The sequence below is a fragment of the Stutzerimonas nitrititolerans genome, from assembly GCF_003696285.1.
Lineage (GTDB): Bacteria > Pseudomonadota > Gammaproteobacteria > Pseudomonadales > Pseudomonadaceae > Stutzerimonas > Stutzerimonas nitrititolerans.
Genome location: NZ_RFFL01000002.1, coordinates 137,976 through 163,171, shown reverse-complemented (window position 1 = coordinate 163,171; position 25,196 = coordinate 137,976). Strand labels below are relative to the sequence as shown.

Genomic DNA, 25,196 nt, shown 5'->3' with positions numbered 1-25,196 from the left:
TAAGTCAGAACGGCAGTTTGAGATCAGGCGCGACAGTATAAAGCTGAGCGCGGAAGACGTCCTGTATGCGCTTGAGCTCCTCCTCGCTCTCGGCCTCGAAGCGCAGCACCAGCACCGGCGTGGTGTTGGAGGCGCGCACCAGACCCCAGCCCTTCGGATAATCGACCCGCAGGCCGTCGAGTGTGGTGACACTGGCTTCGCCCCACTGCGCGTCGCGCTGCAGGGTCTCGATGATCGCGAACTTGCTCTCTTCGGTGACGGTGATGTTGATTTCCGGCGTCGACAGGTCGTTGGGGAACGCCGCGAACACCTGTTCGGCCGTCCGCTTGTCCTGGCTGAGGATTTCCAGCAGTCGCGCGGCGCTGTAGATGCCGTCATCGAAGCCGTACCAGCGCTCCTTGAAGAAGATATGGCCGCTCATCTCGCCGGCCAGCAGGGCGCCGGTCTCCTTCATCTTCTTCTTGATCAGCGAATGCCCGGTCTTCCACATCACCGGGCGGCCGCCGTAGCCGCTGATCAGTGGCGTCAGGCGGCGCGTGCATTTGACGTCGAAGATGATGTCGGCGCCGGGATTGCGCGAGACCACATCCTTGGCGAACAGCATCAGCAGACGGTCCGGATAGACCACGGTTCCAGTGTTGGTCACCACGCCGACGCGGTCGCCGTCGCCGTCGAAGGCCAGACCCAGATCGGCATTCTCGGACTTGACCTTGGCGATCAGGTCTTCGAGGTTCTCCAGCTTGCCCGGGTCGGGATGGTGATTGGGGAAGTTGCCGTCGACCTCGCAGAACAGCGGAATCACCTTGCAACCCAGGGCTTCGATCAGTTGCGGCGCGATCACGCCGGCGACGCCGTTGCCGCAATCGACCACCACCCGCATCGGCTTGGCCAGCGCGATGTCCTCGCGGATGCGCTTGAAGTAGCTCTCCAGCACGTCGACCTGCTCGGCCTGGCCGATGCCTTCGGCCAGGTCGTTGGTCTCGATGCGCCGCCGCAACGCCTGAATCTGCTCGTTGGCCAGGGTGTCGCCAGCGATGACGATCTTGAAGCCGTTGTAGTCCGGCGGGTTGTGGCTGCCAGTGAGCATCACGCCGGATTTGCCGGCCAGCACGTTGGCTGCGTAATAGAGCACCGGAGTCGGCACCATGCCGACGTCGCTGACGCTGCAGCCGCTGTCCACCAGGCCCTGGATCAGATGTTCGACCAACTCGGGGCCGGACAGTCGGCCGTCGCGGCCCACGGAGACGTTGGGTTCGCCCCTGGCAAGGCTTTCGGAGCCGACCGCGCGGCCGACCCAGTACGCGGTTTCCGTGGTCAGGCTGTCGCCGACCACGCCGCGAATGTCGTAGGCGCGGAAAATGCTGGCAGGTAACTGCGGGGCTTTCGGGCTCATTGCGCTTTCTCGCTCCTTGGTGTCGAGGCCCATCCAATCCTGGTCCTCGTCGAGAATATCGATGTCGAGAATGTCGGTGGTCTGGAACATGGGGTCGACATACTCGCTAGGCTTGCTTTGCGGTGCGGCAACTGACGCCGGGGCCGGGGCCTTGCCTGCGTCAGGCGTCGCGGCCCGCAACGGTAGGCGGGCCAGACTCTTGGCCAGCGCATCGAGTGCCGGCAGGCTCAAGGTCGGCATTTTGATGGCTCTGCCTTTCGAGAGTTCCTGCAGTGCCTGGCCCATCCGCAGAACGTCTTCACGCAGGCGTCGTTGCTGGCCGCTCAGGGTCAGCTGCAGGGCGATCAGCAAGCCGCTGAGAGCGGCCAGCAGCGCACCGATCAACACCAATGGCGGCAGTATCGCGGCGCTTGCCTGAGAGCTGGGCAGAAAGCGGAGGCCCCAGTTCGGGTTGCTGCTGGGCAGGTCCAGAGCCTGCTCCTCCAGCTCGCCCGCGCCGCGTTGGGCCAGCAGTTGCGCGGGCCCCTTGTTGAATTGCTGGTTCAGGCGCATCTGGCCGGCGTCGGCTGGAAGCGTCGGTAGCGTGGCGAGCAGCCGGTCGAGGGGGCTGACCACCAGCAGCGTTCCCTGAATTGGCTGATTCGGCGCGGATTGCAGCGCAATGGCGCTGTAGAGCAGCCACTGGCCCTCGATCCGATAGGCTTCCGGCGCGGGCGTCTCGCCATTCTCGGCGCGCTGCAGCATGTCCAGCGCGGCGAAGGTGACCGGGCCGGCCCGGTCGGGTCTGGGGCTGGCGCGGTCACGCCGGTACAGGTGCGCATCGAAGACGTTGGCGCGAAGCGCAAGATCGCGTTCGGCGTCGTGTACTCGCTGCGGCTCGCCGCTGAGCAGGACATCGATCAGTTGCGGGTCGCCGGCCAGGCCGCGGGTATCGGACGCCAGTTGCTTCAACGCCTGGTCGAGGGCGCTGACCTGGCTTTCGCCCCAGGCCCTGGCGACCTGTGCGCTGTGTGCCTGCTGGCTGGATTGCAGGCCGACCCCGATCAGCGCGCCGGCGATGCCCAGGCCGAGCAGCCCGCAGGTCAGGCCGGGCAGCAGGCCGCCCAGACTGCCCCCGGGACGGCGTTGCGAGGATTTGCTGTCGGTGGGGTTGAGTGCGCCAGGGTCCTTGGCGCCGCGCTTGAAGAGTTTCATGGAGCTCCTCGGGTCGTCCTGATGGAGGGGTCAGTGGCTGCCGGAATGTCCGAAACCGCCGGCGCCGCGATGGCTGTCGGAGAATGTCTCGACCAGCTCGAACTGCGCCTGCACCACCGGCACCAGCACCAGTTGGGCGATGCGCTCGCCCACGGCGATGCTGAACGTGCTCTGGCCGCGGTTCCAGCAGGACACCATCAGTTCGCCCTGGTAGTCGGAATCGATCAGCCCCACCAGGTTGCCCAGCACGATGCCGTGCTTGTGGCCCAGGCCCGAACGCGGCAGCACCATGGCCGCCAGGCTGGGGTCGGCGATGTGGATCGACAGGCCGGTGGGAATCAGCAGCGTCTGGCCGGGTTCCAGGGTGGTATCGCTCTGCAGCATGGCGCGCAGATCGAGGCCGGCGGAACCGGGGGTGGCGTATGCCGGCAGGGGAAAGTCCTGGCCGAGGCGTGGGTCGAGAATCTTGGCTTGGAGTTTGTGCATGGTCTTTAGGCTCGGGCCTGATGGTAACGGTCGGCGATGAAGGCGACCAACTGGCGGGCGATATGGCCCTTGCTGGCCTGGCTGAAGCGGGTTTCGTGCTGCTGACGGTCGATCACGGTGACCGCGTTCTCCTCGCTGTTGAAGCCGATGCTGGGGTTGGCCACATCGTTGGCGACGATCAGGTCGAGGTTCTTGTCGCGCAGCTTGCGCGTGGCGTACTGCAGCAGGTTCTCGGTTTCGGCGGCGAAGCCGACGCTGAAGGGCCGGTCCGGGCGCCCCGCGAGCGTGGCGAGGATGTCGGGGTTGCGCACCATCTGCAGGAGCAGGCCATCACCGGTGGTGGGGTCTTTCTTGAGCTTGTGCGGGGCAATCACCTCGGGGCGATAGTCAGCGACCGCCGCGGCGGCAACGAACAGATCGCACGGCATTGCCGCTTCGCAGGCCGCGAGCATGTCGCGGGCGCTGACCACGTCGATGCGCTGGACGCGATCGGGGCTCGGCAGGAAGACCGGCCCGGCGACCAGGGTCACGCGCGCGCCCGCCTCGGCAGCGGCCTCGGCCAGGGCGAAGCCCATCTTGCCGGAGCTGTGGTTGGTGATGTAGCGCACCGGATCGATGTTTTCCTGGGTCGGCCCGGCGGTGATCAGCATGTGCCGGCCGGTGAGCAGGTTGCGCTCGAAACAATCGGCGGCGGCCTGGGCCAGTTGTTCGGCTTCGAGCATGCGTCCCGGGCCGATGTCGCCACAGGCCTGGCTGCCCGAGGCGGGGCCGAACAGGCGAATGCCGCGCTGCTCGAGCAGTTGGCGGTTGGCCTGAGTGGCCGGGTCGGCCCACATTGCCTGGTTCATCGCCGGCGCCAGTGCCACGGGCGCGTTGGTGGCCAGCACCAGCGTGGTCAGCAGGTCGTTGGCGATGCCCTGGGCCAGGCGTGCCATGAGATCGGCGGTAGCCGGAGCGACCAGGATCAGGTCGGCCCAGCGCGCCAGCTCGATATGCCCCATCGCCGCTTCGGCCGCCGGATCGAGCAGGTCGAGATGGACCGGGTGGCCGGAGAGCGCCTGGAGCGTCAGCGGGGTGATGAATTCGCGACCGCCCTGGGTCATCACCACCCGGACTTCCGCACCCTGGTCGCGGAGCCGGCGAACCAGCTCGGCACTCTTGTACGCGGCGATGCCGCCGCCGACGCCCAGGACGATGCGTTTACGATAAAGCCGCTGCATAGGCCTGCCTTGTTGCGGGTGAGAACTGGTTCCGGCCGTGGCCGGCCACCGTCGAAAAAAGGCCGCTAAGATAGCACAGCGCCCATATGGAAATAGGGCCTGCTCGACAGGGAGGAAACATGAGCATTCGTAACTGGCCGGCGGCGGAACGGCCGCGGGAAAAGCTTCTCGAACAGGGCGCGTTCGCGCTTTCCGACGCCGAATTGCTGGCGATATTCCTGCGTACCGGGGTGGCCGGCAAGAGCGCGGTGGACCTGGCGCGCCAGTTGCTGAGCGAGTTCGGCAGCCTGCGCGCGTTGCTGGAAGCCGATCTGCCGCAGTTCAGCCAGCATCTGGGGCTTGGTCCGGCCAAGTTCGCCCAGCTGCAGGCCGTGCTGGAGATGGCCCGGCGGCACCTGGCCGAGCGTATCCGGCGCGATTCGGCGCTGGAAAGCCCGCAGGCGGTTCGCGACTACCTCAAGGCGCGACTGCGGCACGAGCCGCACGAACTGTTCGGCTGCCTGTTCCTCGATTCCAAGCACCGCGTGCTGGCGTTCGAGGTGCTGTTTCAGGGCACCATCGACGGTGCCAGCGTCTACCCCAGGCAGGTGGTCAAGCGCGCGCTGGCGCAGAATGCGGCGGCGGTGATCCTGACGCACAACCATCCCTCCGGTGTCGCCGAACCGAGCCAGGCGGATCGGCAACTGACCCAGCGTCTCAAGGATGCGCTGGCCTACATCGATGTGCGCGTGCTCGATCATTTCATCGTCGGCGATGGCGAGCCGTTGTCCATGGCCGAGTACGGTTGGATCTGATCAGGCCAGCAGCGGAATCAGCAGCAGCGGGCCGATCACCATCAGCACGAACCGGCCGTTCCAGTCGAAGGCGATGCGCCAGGGCGACAGCTGCGCATGTCGGGCCAGCAGCAGCGCCGAGGGACCATAGGGCGACAGCAGCATGGCGAGGGAGAACCCGATGAGCAGGGCCAGCGCCGGTTGCAGCACCGGTACGCCCTGGCCGGCGAGCTGGGCCAGGAAGGCGGCGCCGAGGTTGAGCGAGATGATCGGCGCGACGCCGAGCAACGCCAGGACGATGATCGACAGGGCACCCAGCGCGCCAAGGATGAAGAGCGCAAGCGGCGTTGCGTCGAGATGCACGGCCAGGTGCCCTACCGGCAGCAGATCTGCGACCAGGCCTGCGAGCACCGCCGAGCAGGCGAAGATGAATACCTCGTTACGCATGCCGGCCAGGGTATCGCTGAACTCGGTGTAGATGCGGCGGACAGGGACATCACGCCACAACATCACGCCGGCCACGCCGAGCGGCACCAGCAGCATGGCGGCCTGGGTTGCCGAAAGCGGGGTGGTGCTGGCGAGCAGGCCGATCAGGGCGATACCGGCCAGGCAGCCGCCGAGCAGGCCGCGAAAGCGCTGTTTGCCAGGCGCACCGGTCTGCTGCGACGGGCGGGACGGATCGAGCAGGTGCTGCAGGCGGCGATTCTCCACCGGCCAGCCGGCGACCAGCAGCGTCAGTGCCGCAAGCAGGCCGAACGGCAGCAACTGGTTCCAGCTCAGACCGGGCAGTTCACGGGTGAGAATGGCTACCGCCACGCTGGTCGGCGCCAGCAAGGGCACCAGGGCGAAGCCGCGTAGCGCGCTGACCATCACCGCCCGACGTCCCTCGCGGCGCCGGGTTTCATCCAGAGAACCCTGCTGCAGGTGGCGTTCCAGCGACCCGCAGAGCAGGTTGAGCATGCCGAAGCTGAGGATCGAACCGATGGCGAAGGCGCTCAGCAGGTAGCCGGGGTAGAGCGAGTGACGCGGGCCGGCGAGCAGCAGACGATGCAGTTCGCCCAGTTGAGGCAGGCGCTGGATCAGGCAGTGCATCAGGCCCAACGCGCCGACGAAGGCCGCGTAGTAAGCGGCCGAAGCGAGCAACTGCGCGCCTTGTGGCCAGTCGGGCTCGGCGCTCAGCAGCCAGTATGTCAGCAGCGCCAGCGTGATGATGCCGAGGCGCCGTGGATAGGGCATCAGCGAACGCCAGCGGCCGATGAAGAACGACGTCAGCAGCGCACCGCTGACCACGCTCAAAGCCTGGCTGCGGGTGATCAGCGCAACCAGCTCGCAGAGCAGCGCCGAAGGAAGCAGGAATATCATCGGGAAAGGCCGTTGCGGTTGCGGGTCGTTCGGAGCGGCCAGCAAGGCGGGTGCTCGCGGATGGTCACTGTCTGGCGAGAGGCAGTCTCTCAGCGACCGAGGCTTCTGGTCAATTACGCAGAACAGGATTTCGCTTGGCGAAATATGAAGGCGTTGCAATCGCGGGCTTCAGCAATTTCGCCAACAGCCGCTATCGGTTATGAAGTACAGGCAAGTTGCTACCAAGCGCTACTGTGTTTCCACGACCGAGCGGGTTAAAAAAGCGAACGCATAACAACCAGAGGGGCCGACAATGCGTCCAGCCTTCCGTCGCCATCCCCGGGCCTGCCTGCTGCATGCGGCCGCCCTGTTGGGATTGTTGCTGTTTCACCAGTGGATGGGCGTGCCGTTTTGGCTGATCGGTCTTTCCGTATCGATTCTGGCGCTCTGGCCATGGCTGGGCCCCTGGTGGAACCCTGTCGAGCGTGGGGCTGCCACCGATGTCCAGGCGGCGGATTTCGGCGCGTTGAGCAAGAGTCTGTCACGGCGCACCTGTCACAATGCATTGTCCGCGGCACAGGTCGCCTTCAGTGCCGAGCAGCTGTCGCGCAAGCTGCAGTCGCAGATGGCGGCAATTGGCGAGATCGCCAGTGGTGCCGAGGCGATGACAGGGACCGAGCAGGACAGCGCGCGGCGCGCGCAACAGGCGCAGGAGGCCGCCGAGGCGGTGCGCCGCAGCAGCGACAGCGGGCGTGCCGAGTTGCAGCAGGCGATCGAAAGAATGCAGCAACTGAGTGCCAACACCCAGGCCAGCCGCGAACTGATCGACGGCCTTTCGGCCCGTACCAACGAGATCCGCCAGATCACCGATGTGATCCAGTCCATCGCCAGCCAGACCAACCTGCTTGCGCTCAATGCCGCGATCGAGGCAGCGCGTGCCGGGGAGGCCGGGCGGGGATTCGCGGTGGTCGCCGACGAGGTTCGCAGTCTGGCGGGGCGAACCAGCAGCGCCACGGAAGAAGTGGAGCGGATGGTCGGCGATATCCGTGAGCAGAGCGGGGCGGTGGTCGACTACATCCAGCGTCAGGCCAGTGAGCTGGACGAGGCTGCCGAGCAGATCGCCGTGATCGGTGAACAGTTCACCGGCATCGCCGAACTGGCCGGCGACGTCGAGATTCAAGTAGCCGAGATCGCGTCCGGCACCGCCAGCAATCATGAGCGTTTGACCGCCTTGTTCGTCGCGCTGGATCAGTTGCGCGGCGATGCCAACGACAGCAATGTCCAGACCCGGCAACTGGAGCAGGCCGCCGAAAACCTCGTCGCACAGGCGGAACAGGCCAGTGAGCAGTTGGCCGAGGTGCAACTGGATGACTATCACCAGTACATCTACGACCTGGCCCGCCAGGGTGCGGCGGCGATTGCGGCGCGCTTCGAGGCAGACATCGACGCGGGCACGCTCAGCCTGGACGACCTCTTCGATCGCAACTACAAGGCGCAACCGGGTACCGACCCGACGCGCTACAACACCCGTTTCGATCGCTACGCCGACCAGGTGCTGCCGGCGATCCAGGAGCCGCTACTGACGCAGCACGAAGCGCTGGTCTACGCCATCGCCACCACGCCGGAAGGCTACGTGCCGACCCATAACCGTGCCTTCAGCGCGCCACCCACGGGCGATCCTCAGGTGGACCGGGTCAAGTGTCGCAGCAAGCGTTTGTTCAACGATCGCACCGGAGGGCGCTGCGGCAGCCATGAACGCAGGTTGCTCTTGCAGACCTACAGTCGCGATACCGGCGAGCTGATGCATGACCTTTCGGTGCCGATCATGGTTCGGGGTCGGCACTGGGGCGGCCTGCGCCTGGGCTATCGCCCCGAGGACTCGGTCATCGCTCAGGGTGACAGCGCCATCCATTGATTGCTCAGGCTGCGTGCGTGCCGGTCGACCGTGATCGGCGCGAAGGGGCGGCCGGAGGCGGTATTGAAGCTATTGTTGCCGCTGTTCATGTCCTCCAGCGCAACTTTCAGAAACTCCCAGCGGGTCTTCAACTGAGCGACGGCCGGGTTCGCGGCGCTGTCGAGCTGGCTGAGCTGTTCGTCGATGGAAGGCACCAGGCTGCGTTCGTCCTGGCCGAGGTAGGTCTCGGGTTGCTCGCGCGCGGTTTCGAAGGAGCCGACATAGGCGCGGCTGAGGTACTGCACGGCGAGGTATTCGACCTTGGCGGGTAGCTCCGCCTTCATGTCGGCGCCCTGCTGACTGCGCACGGCGGTAAGGAAGTCCCGCAGCGCCTTGCTCATCTGCAAGGGCCAGCCCCAGGGCATGTCGTCCTCCTGATAGCCGAAGGCGGCGCCTTCGCGGAGCTTGGCCGTCAACTCGGCATGCTGTGCAAGCAGCTCGGCGTTGGCGGAGGGAAAGCTTCGTAGCGCCGTATCGAGGGCCTGGATGTCGCTTTCCAGGCGTTGCAGGTGGGCCTTCTGGAAGCCTTCGCCGCGATACAGCAGCAGGCTGCTGGTCGCGCGGTTGGCGTGGATCTGCATGCGTTCCAGGGCGTTGAGTTCTTGCGCCTGGGCGTTGCTGGCCAGCCCTGGAAACCAGCAGGCCAGGAGCATGAGCATCGCTATCCATTTGCGTTGTTTCATGGTGACGCTCCCTTTTGTTTTTATTAGAAGCAAGTACCGATGGCAGGCCGATAGACTAGTCAGTCAATGGCCTAGTGGTATCACTCTGGGGGCGTACAAGCGCAGGCGTCGGCGGAAAAAACTTGATCTTTGGCGCAAATGGCGTGGCTTAAAGCATTCGCTCCAGGCCGATGACATCCGCTATCCAGGCGTTGAGGCGTCGCCACAGGCCGCCAGGCTCCTTGTGCAGGACCACGCGCCGGCCGTGATCCTCGGCGATCCAGATCAGCCGCTCCCGGCCGTCCGTTTCGATCAGGCGGACCTCATAGCTGATGGCGGGCGCGGTGCCTTCCAGCGTCAGCTGATGGGCTTCGCTGGCCAGCTCCGGGCTATGTACCAGGATGCCCACCTCGGTATTCCACAGTACCGAACGCGGATCGAAGTTGAGCGAGCCGAGAAACACCGATTGGCGGTCGAATATGGCGGCCTTGCTGTGCAGGCTGGACTCCGAGTCGCCGCTGAGGCTGAAGCGGGCTTCCTGGTCCGGTTGCCGGCGCAGTTCGAACAGGCGCACGCCCAGGCGCAGGAGTTCGTGGCGATAGGGCGCGTAGCCGCCATGCACCGCCGGTACATCGGTGGCTTCCAGGGAGTTGGTCAGCACCTGGATATCGACGTCGGCCTCGGCCAGTCGGGCGAAGTAGTCGACGCCCTCGTCGGTGGGCACGAAATAGGCCGAAACCAGCGTCAGCTCCTGGCGCACATTGTCCAGGGTGGGTTGCAGTTGGCTGGTCAGCAGCAGCGACGGGTCGGGCATGCCCTCGGCGCTGATCTTGTCCGGATGATCCCAGAGCGCTTCGCTGGGCGCCCAGGTCAGCTCGCGCAGCCATTGGTCGAGCGTCGTCTGGCGCTGCTCGACCAGCAGCTTGCGGTAACGCGGATCGCCGCGCGCGCGTTCGGTTTCCAGGTAATCGTCCAGCTGCCGTCGGGCTTCGGCCAGTTCGTCGACGCTTGGTGGGCGGCGCAGGAATTGCTGAATCGGCACGCTGAGCGAATGGTTCCAGTACTGATCGAAGCTGATGGCCAGTTGCGCGGCGACCGGCCCCGCGCCCAGCAGGTCGATGTCGGTGAAGTTCAGCGTCTGGTCGGCATCGAAATATTCGTCACCCAGATTGCGCCCGCCGACGATGGCCAGGCTGCCGTCGGCGAGTATCAGCTTGTTGTGCATGCGCCGGTGTTGCTGCGATAGGTTCAGCAGGCGGCCCAGCGAGCGGGTGAGGATGTTGCTGCGGCCCAGGTGGAGAGGGTTGAAGACGCGAATCAGGACGTTCGGGTGCGCAGCCAGCGTGGCGATCTGGTAGTCGCTGCCGTCGCTGGTGAGGTCGTCCAGCAGTACCCGCACGCGCACGCTGCGATCGGCCGCCTCGAGAAGTTCGTTGACCAGCGCGCGCGTGGTCAGGCCGTCATGAACGATGTAGTACTGCACGTCGAGGCTGACCTGCGCCGCGCGAATCATCTTCATCCGTGCGGCGAAGGCTTCGTTGCTGGCCGACAGCAGTCGAAATCCCGAATGCCCCGGTGATCGTTCCGCCGCCAGCTCGCGCAGCCGCGAAGCCAGCGGCGAGTCATGGGCCGGCAGGGCGTAAGAGGTAGGGCGAGGCACGACCTGGGTGGCGCAGCCTGCCAGCAACAGCACCGTCAAGAGCAGCAGACGCATGCGCAAGGACACTCCTGGGATCTGCGCCCGTTTCGTACGCCGATTGCGTCGAAACGGGAACAGACCCTAACGTTTCTTCTTGGCAGTTGGACGTCAGCGCGACGGCGGAATTCAGAATCTGTCCTTGAGCCGGTACCAGAGCATGCCCAGCGCCAGCAGCGGCGAGCGCAGCAGGCGGCCGCCGGGGAAGGTCGGGTGCGGCACCCTGGCGAACAGGTCGAAGCGACCGTCGAGCTGCCCGCTGATGGCTTCGCCCAGCAGCCGACCGGCCAGGTGCGTGGCGTTCAGGCCATGGCCGGCGTAGGCCTGGGCGAAGTAGACGTTGGGCTGTTCGGCGAGCCGGCCGATCTGCGGCAGGCGGTTGGCGCCGATGCCGATCATCCCGCCCCACTGATAGTCGATGCCGACGCTCGCCAGTTGCGGGAACACCTCGAGCATCTTCGGTCGCATGTAGGCGGTGATGTCGCTGGGGTCGCGTCCCGAGTAGTGGCAGGCGCCACCGAACAGCAGCCGGCGGTCTGCCGAGAGGCGAAAGTAGTCTAGCGCCACGCGCTGATCGCAGACGGCGCTGTTCAGCGGCAGCAGCTCCCGGCAGAGCGTTTCGGGCAGCGGCTCGGTGGCGATGATGTAGCTGCCGGCGGGCAGTACCTTGCCCGCCAGCTGCGGATGCAACTGGCCGAGATAGGCATTGCAGGCGAGCACCAGCTGCCGGGCGCGTACCGTGCCGGTTGCGGTGCGGACGCGAATCTCGGCGCCGTAGTCGATCCGTTCGGCGGCGGAGTGTTCGTACAGACGCACGCCCAGCGTCTGCGCCGCGGCGGCCTCGCCCAGGGCCAGGTTGAGTGGATGCAGGTGGCCCGAACCGGGGTCTAACAGCCCGCCCAAGTAGCGCTCAGAGCCAATCACTTCGTGGAGGTCGGCCTTGGCGATCTGTCGCAACGGATGGGGGTAGCCGAGGCGCTGGAGATCGGCATACTCCTCCTCGAAGTTGTCCAGGTGTCGCGGTTTGGTCGCCAGGTCGCAGTAGCCCCAGGTCAGATCGCAGTCGATGCCGTAGCGCTCGATGCGCTGGCGGACGATCTCGACGGCCTCGAAGCCCATTCGCTTGAGCGCGTCCACGCCGTCTTCGCCGATCACCGGGGCGAACTGCTCGACGTCGTGGCCCACTCCGCGAATCAGCTGGCCGCCGTTGCGACCGCTGGCGCCCCAGCCGATACGCCGTGCCTCGAGCAAGACCACCGACAGACCGCGCTCGGCCAGTTCGATCGCGGTATTGAGTCCGGTAAAACCGCCGCCGACGATGCAGACATCGGCCGTCTGCTCACCCTCCAGGCGAGGCAGCTCGAACGGCCGGTTGATGCTGGCGGCGTAGTAGGAGGCCGGGTGATCTTCGCTGTGAATGGCGGCTTGGCGGGCGCGCATGAAAGGCTCCTGGATGAATGGCGTGGCAGAAGGGTAGACCGGTGGCTCGTTGCGGGGCAAAGGGACGCCCCGTCCGGCGGCTTTGCGTTGACCTAGTCCGGCACCGGCATTTCCAGCGATTCCTTGACTTCTTCCATGACGATGTAGCTCTTGGATTCGCGCACATGGGGCAACTTGAGCAGGATGTCGCCGAGCAGCTTGCGGTACGAGGCCATTTCCGAAATGCGCGCCTTGATCAGATAGTCGAAATCGCCGGAGACCAGGTGGCATTCGAGGACGTGGGGTAGTTTGAGCACCGCGCGACGGAACTCCTCGAAGATATCGCCGGACTTGTACGCCAGGCTGATTTCCACGAATACCAGCAGCCCGCCCTTGAGGTGGTGCGGATTCAGGCGCGCCGAATAGCCCATGATGATGCCTTCGCGCTCCAGGCGGCGCACGCGCTCGGTGCAGGGCGTGGTGGACAGTCCGATGCGCTCGCCCAGTTCGGTGAACGGCATGCGCCCTTCGGCCTGCAGCAAACGAAGGATCTGGCGGTCGATCCTGTCCAGTTCACGGCGTACCTGGTGCCGGGTGCGCATAGGTGTATTCCCTCCGGGAAAAGCGTTATCGACGTGAATAAAGCGCAAAGATAGCTGCTTATATAGTGAATTTCACCAGGCGAGCCTTCCTATACTCCCTTTCAATAGCGTGTCCCGAACAAGCTCGTCGAACGGGTGGGAGGTTGCAATGCGTGTACTGATCCTCGGTGGTGGCGTGATCGGCACTACCAGTGCCTACTATCTGGCCCGGGCCGGATTCGAAGTGGTGGTGGTGGACCGTCAGCCGGCCGTGGCGATGGAAACCAGCTTCGCCAACGCCGGGCAGGTTTCCCCCGGCTATGCCTCGCCCTGGGCCGCGCCGGGCGTGCCGTTGAAAGCCATCAAGTGGCTGATGCAGCGGCACGCGCCGCTGGCCATCAAGCTCACTGGCGACATCCGCCAATACCTGTGGATGGCACAGATGCTGCGCAACTGCACGGCGGCGCGCTATGCAGTGAACAAGGAGCGCATGGTGCGGCTGTCCGAGTACAGCCGCGACTGCCTCGACGAGCTGCGTGCCGAAACCGGGATCGATTATGAGGGGCGCCAACTGGGCACCACGCAATTGTTCCGCACCCAGGCACAGCTGGATGCGGCAGCCAAGGACATCGCCGTGCTCGAGGCCTCGGGCGTGCCCTACGAGCTGCTCGATCGCGTCGGCATCGCCCGTGCCGAACCGGCGCTGGCGCGGGTCTCGGACAAACTCAGCGGCGCCCTGCGTCTGCCCAACGACCAGACCGGCGATTGCCAGATGTTCACCACGCGCCTGGCCGGGATGGCGCGCGAGCTGGGCGTCGAGTTCCGTTTCGAGCAGAACATCCAGCGCCTCGAATACGCCGGCGATCGCCTTTCCGGCGTGTGGATCGACGGCAAGCTGGAAAAGGCCGATCGCTACGTGCTCGCGCTGGGCAGCTACAGCGCCGACATGCTCGAGCCGCTCGGCCTGCGCGCCCCGGTGTACCCCCTCAAGGGCTACTCGCTCACGGTGCCGATCAGCGATGCGGCGATGGCGCCGGTGTCCACGGTGCTGGACGAGACCTACAAGGTCGCCATCACCCGCTTCGACCAGCGCATCCGTGTCGGCGGCATGGCCGAGATCGCCGGGCATGACCTGTCGCTCGATCCGCGTCGGCGCGCCACCCTGGCCATGGTGGTCAGCGATCTGTTCCCGCTGGGCGGTGATCCCGCCACGGCGGAGCTCTGGACCGGCCTGCGCCCGGCGACTCCGGACGGAACGCCGATCGTCGGCGCGACACCCTATCGCAACCTGTTTCTCAACACCGGACACGGTACCCTTGGCTGGACCATGGCCTGCGGTTCGGGGCGTCTGCTGGCCGACCTGCTGCTATCCAGGCGGCCGCAGATCAGCACCGAGGGGTTGGATATCTTCCGCTATGGCAAGCACAAGGAGGCTGGCAAGCATGCCCATCCGGCGTCTGTACACTGAAACCCGTTACAGCGAGGCGGTCATTCACGCCGGCGCGGTCTATCTCTCCGGCCAGCTGGCCGATGATCTCGAGGGCGACATCCACCAGCAGACCCGCGAGACGCTCGCCAGCATCGAGCGCTTGCTAGCGGAGGTCGGCAGCGACAAGTCGCGGCTGCTGTCGGCGACCATACATCTGCGCGACATGGCCGATTACGCCGGGATGAACGAAGTCTGGGATGCCTGGCTCCCTGCGGGAGCCGCACCGGCGCGCACGGCGGTGCAGGCACTGATGTACCGGCCGCAAGTGCGTGTGGAGATCACCGTGGTGGCCGCCATGCCCGACCTGGCCGGACCGGTGCTCTAGGCGCCGCAATCCCGCATAGTGTGGACAACGGGGCAGCCTTGCCCATCGTGGTGGTGGATAAGCCGCAAGCGGCGTTATCCACCCTACGGCATCATGCCCATCCGGAGTGCCCGGAAAATCGCACCAGCGTGTTGTAAATACTGAACGCCATTGCCATCATTAGCGCCCTCATCGCTTCGCTCTTGAAAGGGGGCTCCCGTATTGGACGTCGGCGTTCGACTGCAAACCATTCGCAAGCTCAAGGGCCTGTCCCAGCGTGAACTCGCCAAGCGTGCGGGCGTCACCAACAGCACCATTTCCATGATCGAGAAGAACAGCGTCAGCCCTTCGATCAGCTCGTTGAAGAAGGTCCTGGGCGGCATTCCCATGTCGCTGGTGGAGTTCTTTTCCCCGGATGGCGATCAGGACAGCGATACCCAGGTCGTCTACAAGGCCGGTGAGCTGATCGACATCTCCGACGGCGCAGTGAGCATGAAACTGGTAGGTAAGGCGCATCCGAGCAGGGCCATCGCCTTTCTCGACGAAACCTATCCGCCCGGCACCGACACCGGCGAGGAGATGCTCGCGCATCAGGGCGAGGAGGCCGGCCTGCTGGTGGAGGGGCGTCTGGAATTGACCGTGAACGGCCAGGTCCATGTGCTGGAAACCGGCGACAGCTACTACTTCGAAAGCAGCAAACCCCATCGTTTTCGCAATCCGTTCGGCGAGCCGGCGCGCCTGATCAGCGCCACCACGCCCGCGAATTTCTGATGGACGAGTCGCAGGCCGATGCCCGGCATGCTTGCGACATAAGGGTTGTTTCGGCAGGCCCGGCTTGCCGCTATACTAGCCGCCGCTCGCGTACCGTGGCCGCGAGCGTATCAAGCCACATGAGGGGATAAGGTGAACCTGATTAAGAAGATCCTGGTAGCGCAGACTGCCGTAGTAGCCCTGTGGGCAATGAGCGCTCAGGCTGCGACCGATGAAGCCATCGCCGAGCGTCTCAAGCCGGTTGGTGAAGTCTGTATTCAAGGCGAAGAATGTGCGGCGGCGGATGCCGGTGCCGTGGCTGCCGCTGGCGGCGCTGCCCGTAGCGGTGAAGAGGTCTATGGCAAGTTCTGTACCGCATGTCATGGCAGCGGGCTGCTCAATGCGCCCAAGACCGGCGATGCCGCCGCCTGGAAAGGTCGCGCGGACGCGGCTGGCGGCCTGGACGGCCTGCTCAAGCACGCCATCAGCGGTATCAACGCCATGCCGCCGAAGGGCACTTGCGCGGACTGCTCGGACGACGAACTGAAGAGCGCGATCCAGCACATGTCCGGTCTCTGATCGGATAATCCGCGTCATCGCAAAGCCGCCTTCGGGTGGCTTTGTCGTATCTGCGGGAGCAAAGCTGCGACCTGTCGGGTCCGATGTCTCGAAGCCTGTGGCCACCGAACCCGGGGTCTGCGCCGTCACGAGAGGTCGTCATGTCCAGTTCCGCGCCGCAACCTGAACAGCTGCATTTCGCCAGCGACGGGCGCACGCCCAACAGTCCGCACCCGGTACTGATCTATCGCCAGCTGCCGCTGAACGATGCAGACCTCGCCGCCGCCTTCGAGCGGTTGTTCGCCAGCCATTTATGGCCGGCGCAGTGGCGGGGCAGTGTCTATGACTACCACCATTACCACTCCACCGCCCATGAGGTGCTCGGCGTAACCAGCGGCTGGGCGCGGCTGGTGCTGGGTGGCGAGCAGGGGCGGGAAGTCGAGCTGCGGGCGGGCGATGCCCTGGTGCTACCGGCCGGGACCGGCCATTGCGGCGTTCAGGCAAGTGCCGATTTTCAGGTCGTGGCGGGCTGTCCGCCGGACCAGCGCTACGACCTGCTGCGTCCAGATGAATGCAGCCACGATGCGGCGCGTGAGCGCATCGCCCGGGTCGGCGTGCCGATCAGCGATCCGCTGACCGGCACACAAGGGGCGCTGGTGACGCTCTGGCGTGAAGGTGTCGCGGTCAGTCGATGAACTGAACCTGACCGTCGTGCAGCGATTGAACCCGCGCCAGCGACTCGACGCGAAAGCCGGCTTCTTCCAGCTCCTGGCGCCCGACCTGGAAGGACTTCTCGATCACGATACCCAGCCCGGCGATGCTGGCGCCGGCCTGCTGGATGATGGCGATCAGGCCCTTGGCGGCTTTGCCGTTGGCCAGGAAGTCATCGATGATCAGCACGCGGTCATCGGCTGAAAGATGGTTGGTGGAGATCGCGATGGTGCTTTCCACCTGCTTGGTGAAGGAATACACCGAGGCGGTCAGCAGATGATCGGTCATGGTCAGCGACTGGTGCTTGCGGGCGAAGATCACCGGCACACCCAGCTCCAGTCCGGCCATGATCGCCGGAGCGATACCGGAGGCTTCGATGGTGACGATCTTGGTGATGCCCTCGTCGCGAAAGCGGCGGGCGAACTCCTCACCGATCTGCTTCATCAGCAGGGGGTCGATCTGATGGTTCAGGAAAGCGTCGACCTTGAGTACCCGGTCGGAGAGTACGACACCTTCACTGCGAATTTTCTGTTTCAGCTGTTCCACGAACGCGCTACCTCAAGCGAACCCCACGGGACAGACTTCGGAAACCCTTTGACCCGATACGCAGTGACGCGGCAGGCACCGCGCCGTGAAACGGGGCGTGCAGGCTGCCGTGAAATGGTGATGGCGAGCGTTGGAGCTTTCCGTGAGTCCGGAAAGCCGCGCATTCTCGCTCAATTTCCCCTCCAAATTCAAAGGCTGCTGCAGTCCGTTTCGCCGTTCGGACGAGCGGCCGCCCGGTCAGGGGCACCCGGTGCCGTTGAATCGGCGCACTGCTGGCGGGCCGCCCGGGCGGAACTATCGGTGTCGTCAGCCGAACAGTTGCTGCTTGCAGCGCAGCCAGCGGTAGCCGTAACCCGACAGGCGCAGCCTCAGCGGATGTCCCTCGGGTTGTTCGTAATCGCTGTCGGCGAGGATATCGACCAGCTGCTCCAGGTCCTTGTCGTGGATTTCGACGGTGACTTCCTCGTCCGCCAGGTTCACCAGCATCAGTACCGTCGAATCGGCATCGTGGCGAATGGCGAATACCGATGGCACCCCGACATCCACCGGGCAGGCCTTGCCTTCGCCGATTTCGCGCAGGCCGATGCGGCTGCGGATCATGTTGCCGGTCTTGGCCAGCAGCGAATCATCGCGCAGGGTCTGGGCGTAGACGTTCAGCGTGCGGTAGCTGAACGGACCTTCGTCGATCGGCTCGACCACCAGTCTGGCGGTTTCGGCGCAGGAGAAGCCGGCGTTCACTTCGTTGGACCATTGCATCGGCGTGCGCACGGCCAGCCGCTCGGGCCGCGACAGGTCCTCGCCCATGCCGATTTCTTCGCCGTAGCGGATGATCGGTGTGCCGGGCAGGGAGAACAGCAGCGCATGCGCCATCGCCAGGCGGTGTTCGTCGCCCTCCAGCATGGGCGCCAGCCGCCGACGAATGCCGCGGTTGTAGGCGCGCATGTCGGGATCGGGGGCGAAGGCCTGCATCACCTCCTCGCGCTCTTCCTCGGTCAGGCGCTCCAGATCCAGCTCGTCATGGTTGCGTATCCAGGTGGCGTATTGCGCGCGGCGGGGCGGCGTCGGCTGTTCGGTCAGCGAACGCGTCAGGGGGCTGGCGTCGCTGCGGGCCAGCGCCAGGAAATAGTGGTTGTTGGCCCAGAAGTTCAGCAGCAGGGTGAGCCGGTCGCCATCGCCGAAGTAGTCGGCGTAGTGCTCCGGCTCCACGTCCACCTCGCCCAGCAGCACGGCTTCGGGGCGGCGCAGGGAGACGAAGTCGCGGAAATGTTCGAGCAACCAGTAGCCCTTGGCGCTGTCGCCTTCGCCGGCCTGTTCGATCAGGTGCGAGGCGGCATCGACGCGGAAGCCGGAAACCCCCAGGCGCAGCCAGAACGCCATGATCCGCTCGATCTCCTCGACCACCCGCGGGTTGGCCAGGTTCAGGTCCGGCTCGTGCTTGTAGAACAGGTGCCGGTAGTACTGGCCGGCTTCCTCGTCCCAGGTCCAGACGCTGTCCTCGATGGTGGGGAAAATCGGCTCGATGCTGTCGTCCGGCTCGTCGGCCCAGAGGTAGTAGTCGCGGAAGGGCGAGTGGCGGTCGCGTCGCGCCTCCTGGAACCAGCGATGCTCGATGGAGGTGTGCTGCACCACCAGTTCGATGATCACGTGCAGGCCGAGCTCTTCGGCCTTTTCCAGCAGGTTGACCACGTCGGCCAGGTCGCCGAAACGCGGGTCGACCTGCAGGTGATCGCTGACGTCGTAGCCGGCGTCCTCGAAGGGCGAGCGATAGAAGGGCATCAGCCAGATGGCGGTGGCGCCGAGGCCGCGCACGTAGTCCAGGCGCTCGGTGACGCCGCGCAGATCGCCGCAGCCGTCGCCGTCGTGGTCGCGGAAGAGGGTCGGGTCGATCTGGTAGATCACGGCGTTGCGGTACCAGAAGGGGCGCATGTCAGGCTTCCTGTGGACAGAGAATGAGGGCCTGGCCGGCCGCGAGTTCGCCGCTGTAGGGCTGTTCTTCGCCGACCCCATCGCTGGCGATCTGCACCTGCCAGTGGCCGTTGATCGGGCAGACGTGGGGCTTGTCGGCGAAGTTGATGCAGACGATTCGCTCGTCGGCGCCGTGCCGGCGGCGGTAGGCCAGCACTTCGGGGTGTGAGCGCAGTTCTTCCCAGCTGCCGTGGGTCAGCGCCGGGCTGGCCTTGCGTGCGGCGATCAGCCGGCGGTAGAGGTCGAAGGTCGAGTTGGCGGCGCCCACCTGGCGCTCCGCGGCCAGCTCGTCTGCATCCGGCGGGAACGGTAGCCAGGGCTCCTCGCCGGACCAGCCGTGGGGCGGTTCGGCCAGCCAGGGCAATGGCGCCCGGCAGCCGTCGCGGTTGCCCGGGTCGACGCGCTCTTCGGCGCCGATCTGCGCATCCTCCAGACCCAGTTCCTCGCCCTGGTAGATGAAGGGCGTGCCGCGCAGTGTCAGCAGCATCACGGCCGCGGCCCGGGCGCTGCGCAGCGACCCGTGGTAGCGGCTGCGCTGGCGGCTGTTGTCGTGGTTGGACAGCACCCAGGTGGGCCAGGCGCCGGCCGGCGCCAGCAGCAGCTCGACGTCACGGATGCAAGTGCGAAACATCACCGGCTCCCAGGGCGCGTCCAGCGGCGCGAAGTTGAACGACATGTGCAGCTCGTCGCCGGCCCCGTAGTACTGCAGCACCCGTTCGGTGGAGCGGATGTTCACCTCACCGACCAGCACGCGTTCGCCGGGATAGCTGTCGACCACCCGGCGTATCCCGCGTAGCACTTCGTGGCTGTAGGGCTGGTCGTTGAAGTTGGCCAGCGGTTCGCCGGCCAGGCAGCGCGGATCGTCGGCGAAGCTCGGGTCCTTGCCGGTGCAGTGGATGACATCGATGCGAAAGCCATCCACGCCGCGATCCAGCCAGAAACGCAATACGCCGTGCATCGCCTCGACCACTTTGGGGTTGCGCCAGTTCAAGTCCGGTTGCTGCGGCAGGAACAGGTGCAGGTAGTACTGCTGGGTGCCTTCGTCCCAGGTCCAGGCGCCGCCGGCGTTCAGCTGTGCACGCCAGTTGTTCGGCTGGTCGCGCCAGACGTACCAGTCGCGTTTGGGGTTGTCGCGCGAGCTGCGCGACTCGACGAACCAGGGGTGCTGGTCCGAGGTGTGGTTGGGTACGAAATCCAGCAGCAGGCGCATGCCCCGTGCGTGCACCGCGCTGATCAGGCGGTCGATGTCGTCCAGCGAGCCGAACAGCGGGTCGACATCGCAGTAATCGCTGATGTCGTAGCCGGCATCCAGCATCGGCGAGCGGAAGATCGGCGACAGCCAGACGGCGTCTATGCCCAGCTTCTGCAAGTGGTCGAGGTGGTGCAGTACGCCGTTGAGATCGCCGATGCCGTCGCCGTTGCTGTCGGCAAAGGAGCGCGGGTAGATCTGGTAGATGGTCGCGCCTTTCCACCACGGATGATCGCTCGAGTCGCGCATGCTGGGCTCCCGTATCGTCGATGTGCCTGCGCCGCTGCGTGCAGCCTGTCTGCCTTGTGACTTGCAGCGAGGCGAGGAGGTTCGCGAGTTCCTTGATCCGCGTCGGATCGAAGTGAACGTCGTGGTCCATACTCCGCCTAACACTCACCAGCGAATCCCGACCCACGAACCCAGGAGACCGCCATGTTGCGTATCGCCATCAATGGTTATGGCCGTATCGGCCGAGCTGTTCTACGCGCTTTGTTCGAGCGCAATCTGGAAAACCAGATTCGCATCGAGGCGATCAACGACCTCAGCGACCGGGCGGCGATGGCCCACCTGACGCGCTTCGACACCACCTTCGGGCGTTTTCAGGGGCAGGTCGACCTGCACGAGGACATGCTGCAGATCCGCGGCCAGTCGATCCGCCTATTGCAGGAGCGCGACCCCGCGCAGCTGCCCTGGAAGCAGCTCGGCGTCGACGTGGTGCTGGAATGCTCGGGCAAGTTCAAGTCGCGCGCGCTGGTCGACCAGCATCTGCAGGCCGGCGCCCAGCGGGTGTTCGCTTCGCACCCGCTCGATGGCGCCGACCTGACCGTGGTCTATGGCGTCAACCACGAACTGCTGGGCAGTCAGCGGGTGGTGTCCAACGCCTCCTGCACCACCAACTGCCTGGCGCCGCTGGCCAAGGTGCTGCATGAGGCGGTCGGCATTCGCCAGGGCCTGCTCAATACCGTGCACGCCTACACCAACGACCAGAACCTGCTGGACAAGGCACACAAGGATCTCTACCGCGCCCGCGCCGCGGCGGAGTCGATGGTTCCGTCGACCACCGGCGCGGCCAAGGCCATCGGCCTGGTGTTGCCGGAGCTGGCCGGGCGCCTGGATGGCCTGGCGGTGCGGGTGCCGACGCCGAACGTCTCGCTGGTGGACCTGACCTTCACCGCCGAGCGTGCGCCGGCCAGTGTCGAGGCGGTCAACCAGATCCTGCGCGACGGCGCGCAGCAGATGCCGCTCGGGGTCATGGAGTGCAACGACCTGCCGCTGGTCTCGCGGGATTTCTTCGGCCATCCGACCTCCTGCGTCGCCGACCTCAGCCATACGCGTGTGCAGGGCGACCTGGTCAAGGTGCTGGCCTGGTACGACAACGAGTGGGCCTTCTCCAACCGCATGCTCGACGTGCTGCTGGCCTGGCAACCGCAGCGCGCCAGTTGATGAGCGCGACCCGGTCCGAGACGCCGCTGTGGGAACTGACCCTGGCGCAATTTCGCGGAGCGACAGCAAGCCGAGGGATGCCGGGTTGCGGGGCGGTCGCGGCGGTGGTCGCTGATTGCGGCCTGGCGCTGGTGGTCAAGGCGCTGCGGGTCAGCGAGGAACGCGCACGCTGCGAGGGACGGGGCGATCTGCTGCAATCGGCACAGGCGCTGCTCGGCCGGCCGGGGGCCTTTGCCGATGATGATGTGGCCGCTTTTCAGGGCTATCTGGACGCCGAAGGCCCTGAGGCGCAACAGATGGCATCCCGCCAGGCTTGTGCCGTGCCGCTGGCCACCGCCCGCGTCTGTAACGAGGCCCTTGCCATCGCCGAGGCCGCCTGGCCGGAGGTTGTCGAGTCGGTGCGTTGCGATGTGCGGGCCGGTGCTTTGCTGATCGGCGCTGCGATCGATGCGGTGCTGTTGAATGCCGAAGCCGACCTGGCTGGCCTGGACGATCCGGATTCCAAGGAAGAGCTGCGCGAGATATGCAGGAAACTGCAATCGGAGGCGCATGCTCGATTGGAAAGGATCACCTTGTGCGACCATTGAATGAGACAGGTGGTCTCATTTTTCATTGACTGTGACGAATCCACTTCCTACTCTCCAGTAATTCGAGACAAACAGTCTCAATATAAGAAGCCGCTAGACACAAGCGGCCCTCAACGGAGAGTGAGCCATGAGTCACCGTATCGTCCTGCCGCGCCTGATGGAGATCGGCGCTGGCGCCAGTCAGCAGCTCGCCGCCGTGCTGGGTGGCCTGGGTTGCAGCCGACCGCTGATCGTCACCGACCGGATGATGGTCGAACTCGGCTATGCCGCCCGCCTGGCCGAACAACTGGAACAGGCGGGCATCGCTAGTCGCTGCTTCGCCGATACCGCGCCCGAGCCCACCGCCGCTTCGATCCGAGCTGGCGTGCAGATGGTCCGCGAGGGCGATTTCGACTCTATCGTCGCCCTCGGGGGCGGCAGCCCCATCGACTCGGCCAAGGCCATCGGCATCCTCGGCAAGTTCGGCGGCGAGATGCGCGATTACCGCTTCCCGCGCGACGTCAGCGACGCCGGGCTGCCGCTGATCGCCATCCCCACCACCGCCGGCACCGGTTCCGAGGTGACGCGCTTCACCATCATCACCGACGAGACCAGCGACGAGAAAATGCTCTGCGCGGGCCTCGGCTTCATGCCCGTCGCCGCGCTGATCGACTATGAGCTGACCCTCTCGCTACCGCCGCGCATCACCGCCGACACCGGTATAGACGCGCTGACCCATGCCATCGAGGCCTATGTCAGCCGCAAGGCCAGCCTCTACAGCGACGCCCAGGCACTGGAAGCGATGCGCCTGCTGGCGCCGAACCTGCGCAGCGCTTTCCACGAACCGCGCAACCTGGCCGCGCGTGAGGCGATGATGCTCGGCGCGACCCTGGCCGGCATCGCCTTCTCCAACGCCTCGGTGGCGCTGGTGCATGGCATGAGCCGGCCCATCGGCGCCTTTTTCCATGTGCCGCACGGGCTGTCCAACGCCATGCTGCTGCCGGCGGTCACCGCGTTCTCGATTCCGGCGGCGCCGGAGCGCTACGCCGACTGTGCCCGCGCCATGGGCGTGGCGAGCGAGGGCGACAGTGTCGAGACCGCCAACGACAAGCTGCTGAGCGAGCTGCGCGCACTGAACAAGGAACTCCAGGTGCCGAGCCCCGCGCAGTTCGGCATCGCCCGCGAACGCTTCTTCGAACTGCGAGAAACCATGGCCAAGCAGGCCCTGGCCTCGGGTTCGCCAGGCAACAACCCGCGCGTGCCCAGTGAAGCGGAAATCATCGACCTCTACGAAACCGTCTGGAACCAGGAGTGACCCCATGCAGACCCTCGGCAACCTGATCGACAACCAGGCCGTCGCCGGCCGTTCCGAACGCCACGCGACCGTCTACAACCCGGCCACCGGCGAGCCGCGCCTGTACGTGTCGCTGTCCTCGGCTGATGAAACCCGCGAGGCCATCGCCGCCGCCCAAGCCGCGTTCGAAGGTTGGTCGAAGACGCCGCCGCTGGTGCGCGCACGCGTGATGTTCCGCTTCAAGGCGCTGCTCGAAGCGCGTCGCGACGAGGTCGCGCGGCTGATCACCAGCGAGCATGGCAAGGTCTTCTCCGACGCCCAGGGCGAGGTCACCCGCGGACTGGAAGTGGTCGAGTTCGCCTGCGGCATCCCGCACCTGCTCAAGGGCGAGTTTTCCTCCAATGTCGGTCGCGACATCGATTCCAACTCGCTGATGCAGCCGTTGGGTGTCTGCGTCGGCATCACCCCGTTCAACTTCCCGGCCATGGTGCCGCTGTGGATGCTGCCGGTGGCCATCGCCTGCGGCAACACCTTCGTGCTCAAGCCGTCGGAGAAGGACCCCAGCGCGACCATGCTGATCGGCGAACTGCTGGCCGAGGCGGGTCTGCCGGCGGGTGTGCTGAACATCGTCAACGGCGACAAGGAAGCGGTGGACGTGCTGCTGACCGACGAGCGCGTGCAGTCGGTGAGTTTCGTTGGCTCCACGCCGATCGCCGAGTACATCTACAAGACCGCCTCGGCCCACGGCAAGCGCTGCCAGGCGCTGGGCGGCGCGAAGAACCACATGGTGATCATGCCCGACGCCGACCCGCAGCAGGTGGTCAGCTCGCTGATGGGCGCGGCCTACGGCTCGGCGGGCGAGCGCTGCATGGCGATCTCGGTAGCGGTCTGCGTCGGCGATGAGGTGGCGGACAAGCTGGTCGGCATGCTCCAGGATGAAATCGGCCAGATGCGCACCGGCCCCGGCCTGGGCGTCGAGCCCGAGCCGCACATGGGGCCGCTGGTCACCCGCGAGCATCAGCAGAAGGTCAGCGGTTATATCGACCTTGGTGTGGAGGAGGGCGCGACCCTGGTCTGCGATGGTCGCGGCATCAAGGTCGAAGGCTACGAGAACGGCTTCTACGTCGGCCCGACGCTGTTCGATCACGTCACGCCGCAGATGCGCATCTATCAGGAGGAAATCTTCGGGCCGGTGCTGGCCGTGGTGCGGGTCGCTTCGTTCGAGGAGGCGCTGCAACTGGTCAACGACCACGAATACGGCAACGGTACCTCTATCTTCACCCGCGACGGCGATACCGCGCGGCAGTTCGAGGAGCGTGTCAACGTCGGCATGGTCGGCGTCAACGTGCCGATCCCGGTGCCCATGGCCTTCCACTGCTTCGGCGGCTGGAAGCGCTCGATCTTCGGCCCGCTGAACATGCACGGCCCGGATGGCGTGCGCTTCTTCACCCGGATGAAGACCGTGACCCGGCGCTGGCCCACTGGCATCCGCGCCGGTGCCGAGTTCGCCATGCCGACGATGAAGTAACTGCGGCGAAGAGCCGATAAAAGCGCTGGAAGCTGAAAGGCCGGACGTAGAAACAGCTGGCATCGGGTTACGTC

22 protein-coding genes are annotated in these 25,196 nt (G+C 65.6%); 11 read left to right on the top strand and 11 right to left on the bottom strand.

Translation table 11 applies throughout. From position 1 onward, the window contains the following. Positions 1-4: 4 nt before the first annotated feature. The 3 genes from algC to coaBC form a co-directional block, all read right to left on the bottom strand. On the bottom strand, positions 5-1,393 hold the full coding sequence (gene algC / locus EA795_RS21280; protein ID WP_204934983.1) for a phosphomannomutase/phosphoglucomutase: 1,389 nt from the start codon (positions 1,391-1,393) through the stop codon (positions 5-7). A gap of 1,224 nt (positions 1,394-2,617) precedes the next feature. Then, entirely contained in the window at positions 2,618-3,073 is a 456-nt protein-coding gene (gene dut, locus EA795_RS02905; protein ID WP_122075472.1) for a dUTP diphosphatase, read from the bottom strand. A 5-nt stretch (positions 3,074-3,078) separates the two neighbouring features. Next, complete coding sequence (coaBC, locus tag EA795_RS02900) at positions 3,079-4,293, bottom strand: bifunctional phosphopantothenoylcysteine decarboxylase/phosphopantothenate--cysteine ligase CoaBC (RefSeq protein ID WP_122075469.1); 1,215 nt, start codon at positions 4,291-4,293, stop codon at positions 3,079-3,081. Between the two features lie 119 nt (positions 4,294-4,412). On the opposite strand from coaBC, the gene radC reads away from it, so the two are divergent. Further along, positions 4,413-5,087 (top strand): RadC family protein, encoded by a 675-nt coding sequence (radC, locus tag EA795_RS02895; protein ID WP_058077071.1) that lies wholly within the window; start codon positions 4,413-4,415, stop codon positions 5,085-5,087. Here the strand turns inward: radC and EA795_RS02890 are convergent, their stop codons facing one another. Continuing rightward, positions 5,088-6,428: a hypothetical protein gene (locus tag EA795_RS02890; protein ID WP_122075467.1), complete on the bottom strand. Its 1,341-nt coding sequence runs from the start codon at positions 6,426-6,428 to the stop codon at positions 5,088-5,090. 292 nt (positions 6,429-6,720) lie between these two features. Here EA795_RS02890 and EA795_RS02885 point away from each other — a divergent pair, with 292 nt between their 5' ends. After that, the gene (locus EA795_RS02885; RefSeq protein ID WP_058077073.1) at positions 6,721-8,322 is read left to right on the top strand and encodes a methyl-accepting chemotaxis protein; all 1,602 of its coding nucleotides are present in this window, start codon (positions 6,721-6,723) and stop codon (positions 8,320-8,322) included. Here the strand turns inward: EA795_RS02885 and EA795_RS02880 are convergent. The 4 genes from EA795_RS02880 to EA795_RS02865 all read right to left on the bottom strand — a co-directional run bounded on the left by EA795_RS02880 (position 8,298) and on the right by EA795_RS02865 (position 12,740). Further along, positions 8,298-9,044, bottom strand: coding sequence for a hypothetical protein (locus tag EA795_RS02880; RefSeq protein WP_122075465.1), 747 nt, complete (start codon positions 9,042-9,044; stop codon positions 8,298-8,300). The genes EA795_RS02885 and EA795_RS02880 overlap by 25 nt on opposite strands. Before the next feature lie 148 nt (positions 9,045-9,192). Beyond that, positions 9,193-10,737 (bottom strand): phospholipase D family protein, encoded by a 1,545-nt coding sequence (locus EA795_RS02875; RefSeq protein ID WP_122075463.1) that lies wholly within the window; start codon positions 10,735-10,737, stop codon positions 9,193-9,195. A 111-nt stretch (positions 10,738-10,848) separates the two neighbouring features. Further along, on the bottom strand, positions 10,849-12,159 hold the full coding sequence (locus tag EA795_RS02870) for an NAD(P)/FAD-dependent oxidoreductase (protein ID WP_115027388.1): 1,311 nt from the start codon (positions 12,157-12,159) through the stop codon (positions 10,849-10,851). A 92-nt stretch (positions 12,160-12,251) separates the two neighbouring features. Next, positions 12,252-12,740 carry an Lrp/AsnC ligand binding domain-containing protein gene (locus tag EA795_RS02865; protein ID WP_014851363.1) on the bottom strand — a complete coding sequence of 163 codons (489 nt, stop codon included), beginning with the start codon at positions 12,738-12,740 and terminating at the stop codon, positions 12,252-12,254. 148 nt (positions 12,741-12,888) lie between these two features. Here EA795_RS02865 and EA795_RS02860 point away from each other — a divergent pair, with 148 nt between their 5' ends. The 5 genes from EA795_RS02860 (at position 12,889) to EA795_RS02840 (ending at position 16,515) form a co-directional block, all read left to right on the top strand. Continuing rightward, positions 12,889-14,187 (top strand): D-amino acid dehydrogenase, encoded by a 1,299-nt coding sequence (locus EA795_RS02860; protein WP_122075461.1) that lies wholly within the window; start codon positions 12,889-12,891, stop codon positions 14,185-14,187. Then, entirely contained in the window at positions 14,162-14,533 is a 372-nt protein-coding gene (locus EA795_RS02855; protein ID WP_115027390.1) for a RidA family protein, read from the top strand. Before EA795_RS02860 ends, EA795_RS02855 begins: the two co-directional genes overlap by 26 nt. A gap of 201 nt (positions 14,534-14,734) precedes the next feature. Further along, complete coding sequence (locus EA795_RS02850) at positions 14,735-15,283, top strand: cupin domain-containing protein (RefSeq protein ID WP_014851366.1); 549 nt, start codon at positions 14,735-14,737, stop codon at positions 15,281-15,283. Positions 15,284-15,415: 132 nt separating this feature from the next. Then, positions 15,416-15,841 carry a c-type cytochrome gene (locus tag EA795_RS02845; protein WP_122075459.1) on the top strand — a complete coding sequence of 142 codons (426 nt, stop codon included), beginning with the start codon at positions 15,416-15,418 and terminating at the stop codon, positions 15,839-15,841. A 140-nt stretch (positions 15,842-15,981) separates the two neighbouring features. After that, entirely contained in the window at positions 15,982-16,515 is a 534-nt protein-coding gene (locus EA795_RS02840; protein WP_122075457.1) for a cupin domain-containing protein, read from the top strand. Here the strand turns inward: EA795_RS02840 and xpt are convergent. The 3 genes from xpt to EA795_RS02825 all read right to left on the bottom strand — a co-directional run bounded on the left by xpt (position 16,505) and on the right by EA795_RS02825 (position 20,540). Next, positions 16,505-17,077 (bottom strand): xanthine phosphoribosyltransferase, encoded by a 573-nt coding sequence (gene xpt, locus EA795_RS02835; protein ID WP_122075455.1) that lies wholly within the window; start codon positions 17,075-17,077, stop codon positions 16,505-16,507. The two genes, EA795_RS02840 and xpt, sit on opposite strands and share 11 nt — an antisense overlap. A gap of 306 nt (positions 17,078-17,383) precedes the next feature. Next, complete coding sequence (locus tag EA795_RS02830) at positions 17,384-19,003, bottom strand: alpha-amylase family protein (RefSeq protein WP_122075453.1); 1,620 nt, start codon at positions 19,001-19,003, stop codon at positions 17,384-17,386. Position 19,004: 1 nt separating this feature from the next. Beyond that, complete coding sequence (locus tag EA795_RS02825; protein ID WP_122075451.1) at positions 19,005-20,540, bottom strand: alpha-amylase family glycosyl hydrolase; 1,536 nt, start codon at positions 20,538-20,540, stop codon at positions 19,005-19,007. A gap of 183 nt (positions 20,541-20,723) precedes the next feature. On the opposite strand from EA795_RS02825, the gene gap reads away from it, so the two are divergent. From gap to EA795_RS02805, 4 genes are all read left to right on the top strand, one after another. After that, a complete protein-coding gene (gene gap / locus EA795_RS02820; RefSeq protein WP_058078873.1) occupies positions 20,724-21,734 on the top strand; it encodes a type I glyceraldehyde-3-phosphate dehydrogenase in 1,011 nt (336 codons plus the stop codon). After that, a complete protein-coding gene (locus tag EA795_RS02815) occupies positions 21,734-22,321 on the top strand; it encodes a cyclodeaminase/cyclohydrolase family protein (protein WP_122075449.1) in 588 nt (195 codons plus the stop codon). Before gap ends, EA795_RS02815 begins: the two co-directional genes overlap by 1 nt. Positions 22,322-22,448: 127 nt before the next feature. Then, entirely contained in the window at positions 22,449-23,615 is a 1,167-nt protein-coding gene (locus EA795_RS02810) for an iron-containing alcohol dehydrogenase (RefSeq protein ID WP_122075447.1), read from the top strand. 4 nt (positions 23,616-23,619) lie between these two features. Beyond that, positions 23,620-25,122, top strand: coding sequence for a CoA-acylating methylmalonate-semialdehyde dehydrogenase (locus EA795_RS02805; RefSeq protein WP_014851375.1), 1,503 nt, complete (start codon positions 23,620-23,622; stop codon positions 25,120-25,122). Positions 25,123-25,196: the final 74 nt, after the last annotated feature.

Coding starts and splice junctions, on each gene's coding strand:
- EA795_RS02885 (WP_058077073.1), top strand. CDS start 6,721: ATGCGTCCAGCCTTCCGTCGCCATCCCCGGGCCTGCCTGCTGCATGCG.
- EA795_RS02890 (WP_122075467.1), bottom strand. CDS start 6,428: ATGATATTCCTGCTTCCTTCGGCGCTGCTCTGCGAGCTGGTTGCGCTG.
- EA795_RS02865 (WP_014851363.1), bottom strand. CDS start 12,740: ATGCGCACCCGGCACCAGGTACGCCGTGAACTGGACAGGATCGACCGC.
- EA795_RS02870 (WP_115027388.1), bottom strand. CDS start 12,159: ATGCGCGCCCGCCAAGCCGCCATTCACAGCGAAGATCACCCGGCCTCC.
- EA795_RS02830 (WP_122075453.1), bottom strand. CDS start 19,003: ATGCGCCCCTTCTGGTACCGCAACGCCGTGATCTACCAGATCGACCCG.
- dut (WP_122075472.1), bottom strand. CDS start 3,073: ATGCACAAACTCCAAGCCAAGATTCTCGACCCACGCCTCGGCCAGGAC.
- EA795_RS02805 (WP_014851375.1), top strand. CDS start 23,620: ATGCAGACCCTCGGCAACCTGATCGACAACCAGGCCGTCGCCGGCCGT.
- coaBC (WP_122075469.1), bottom strand. CDS start 4,293: ATGCAGCGGCTTTATCGTAAACGCATCGTCCTGGGCGTCGGCGGCGGC.
- gap (WP_058078873.1), top strand. CDS start 20,724: ATGTTGCGTATCGCCATCAATGGTTATGGCCGTATCGGCCGAGCTGTT.
- radC (WP_058077071.1), top strand. CDS start 4,413: ATGAGCATTCGTAACTGGCCGGCGGCGGAACGGCCGCGGGAAAAGCTT.
- EA795_RS02840 (WP_122075457.1), top strand. CDS start 15,982: ATGTCCAGTTCCGCGCCGCAACCTGAACAGCTGCATTTCGCCAGCGAC.
- EA795_RS02880 (WP_122075465.1), bottom strand. CDS start 9,044: ATGAAACAACGCAAATGGATAGCGATGCTCATGCTCCTGGCCTGCTGG.
- EA795_RS02855 (WP_115027390.1), top strand. CDS start 14,162: ATGCCCATCCGGCGTCTGTACACTGAAACCCGTTACAGCGAGGCGGTC.
- EA795_RS02815 (WP_122075449.1), top strand. CDS start 21,734: ATGAGCGCGACCCGGTCCGAGACGCCGCTGTGGGAACTGACCCTGGCG.
- EA795_RS02810 (WP_122075447.1), top strand. CDS start 22,449: ATGAGTCACCGTATCGTCCTGCCGCGCCTGATGGAGATCGGCGCTGGC.
- algC (WP_204934983.1), bottom strand. CDS start 1,393: ATGAGCCCGAAAGCCCCGCAGTTACCTGCCAGCATTTTCCGCGCCTAC.
- EA795_RS02825 (WP_122075451.1), bottom strand. CDS start 20,540: ATGCGCGACTCGAGCGATCATCCGTGGTGGAAAGGCGCGACCATCTAC.
- EA795_RS02860 (WP_122075461.1), top strand. CDS start 12,889: ATGCGTGTACTGATCCTCGGTGGTGGCGTGATCGGCACTACCAGTGCC.
- EA795_RS02875 (WP_122075463.1), bottom strand. CDS start 10,737: ATGCGTCTGCTGCTCTTGACGGTGCTGTTGCTGGCAGGCTGCGCCACC.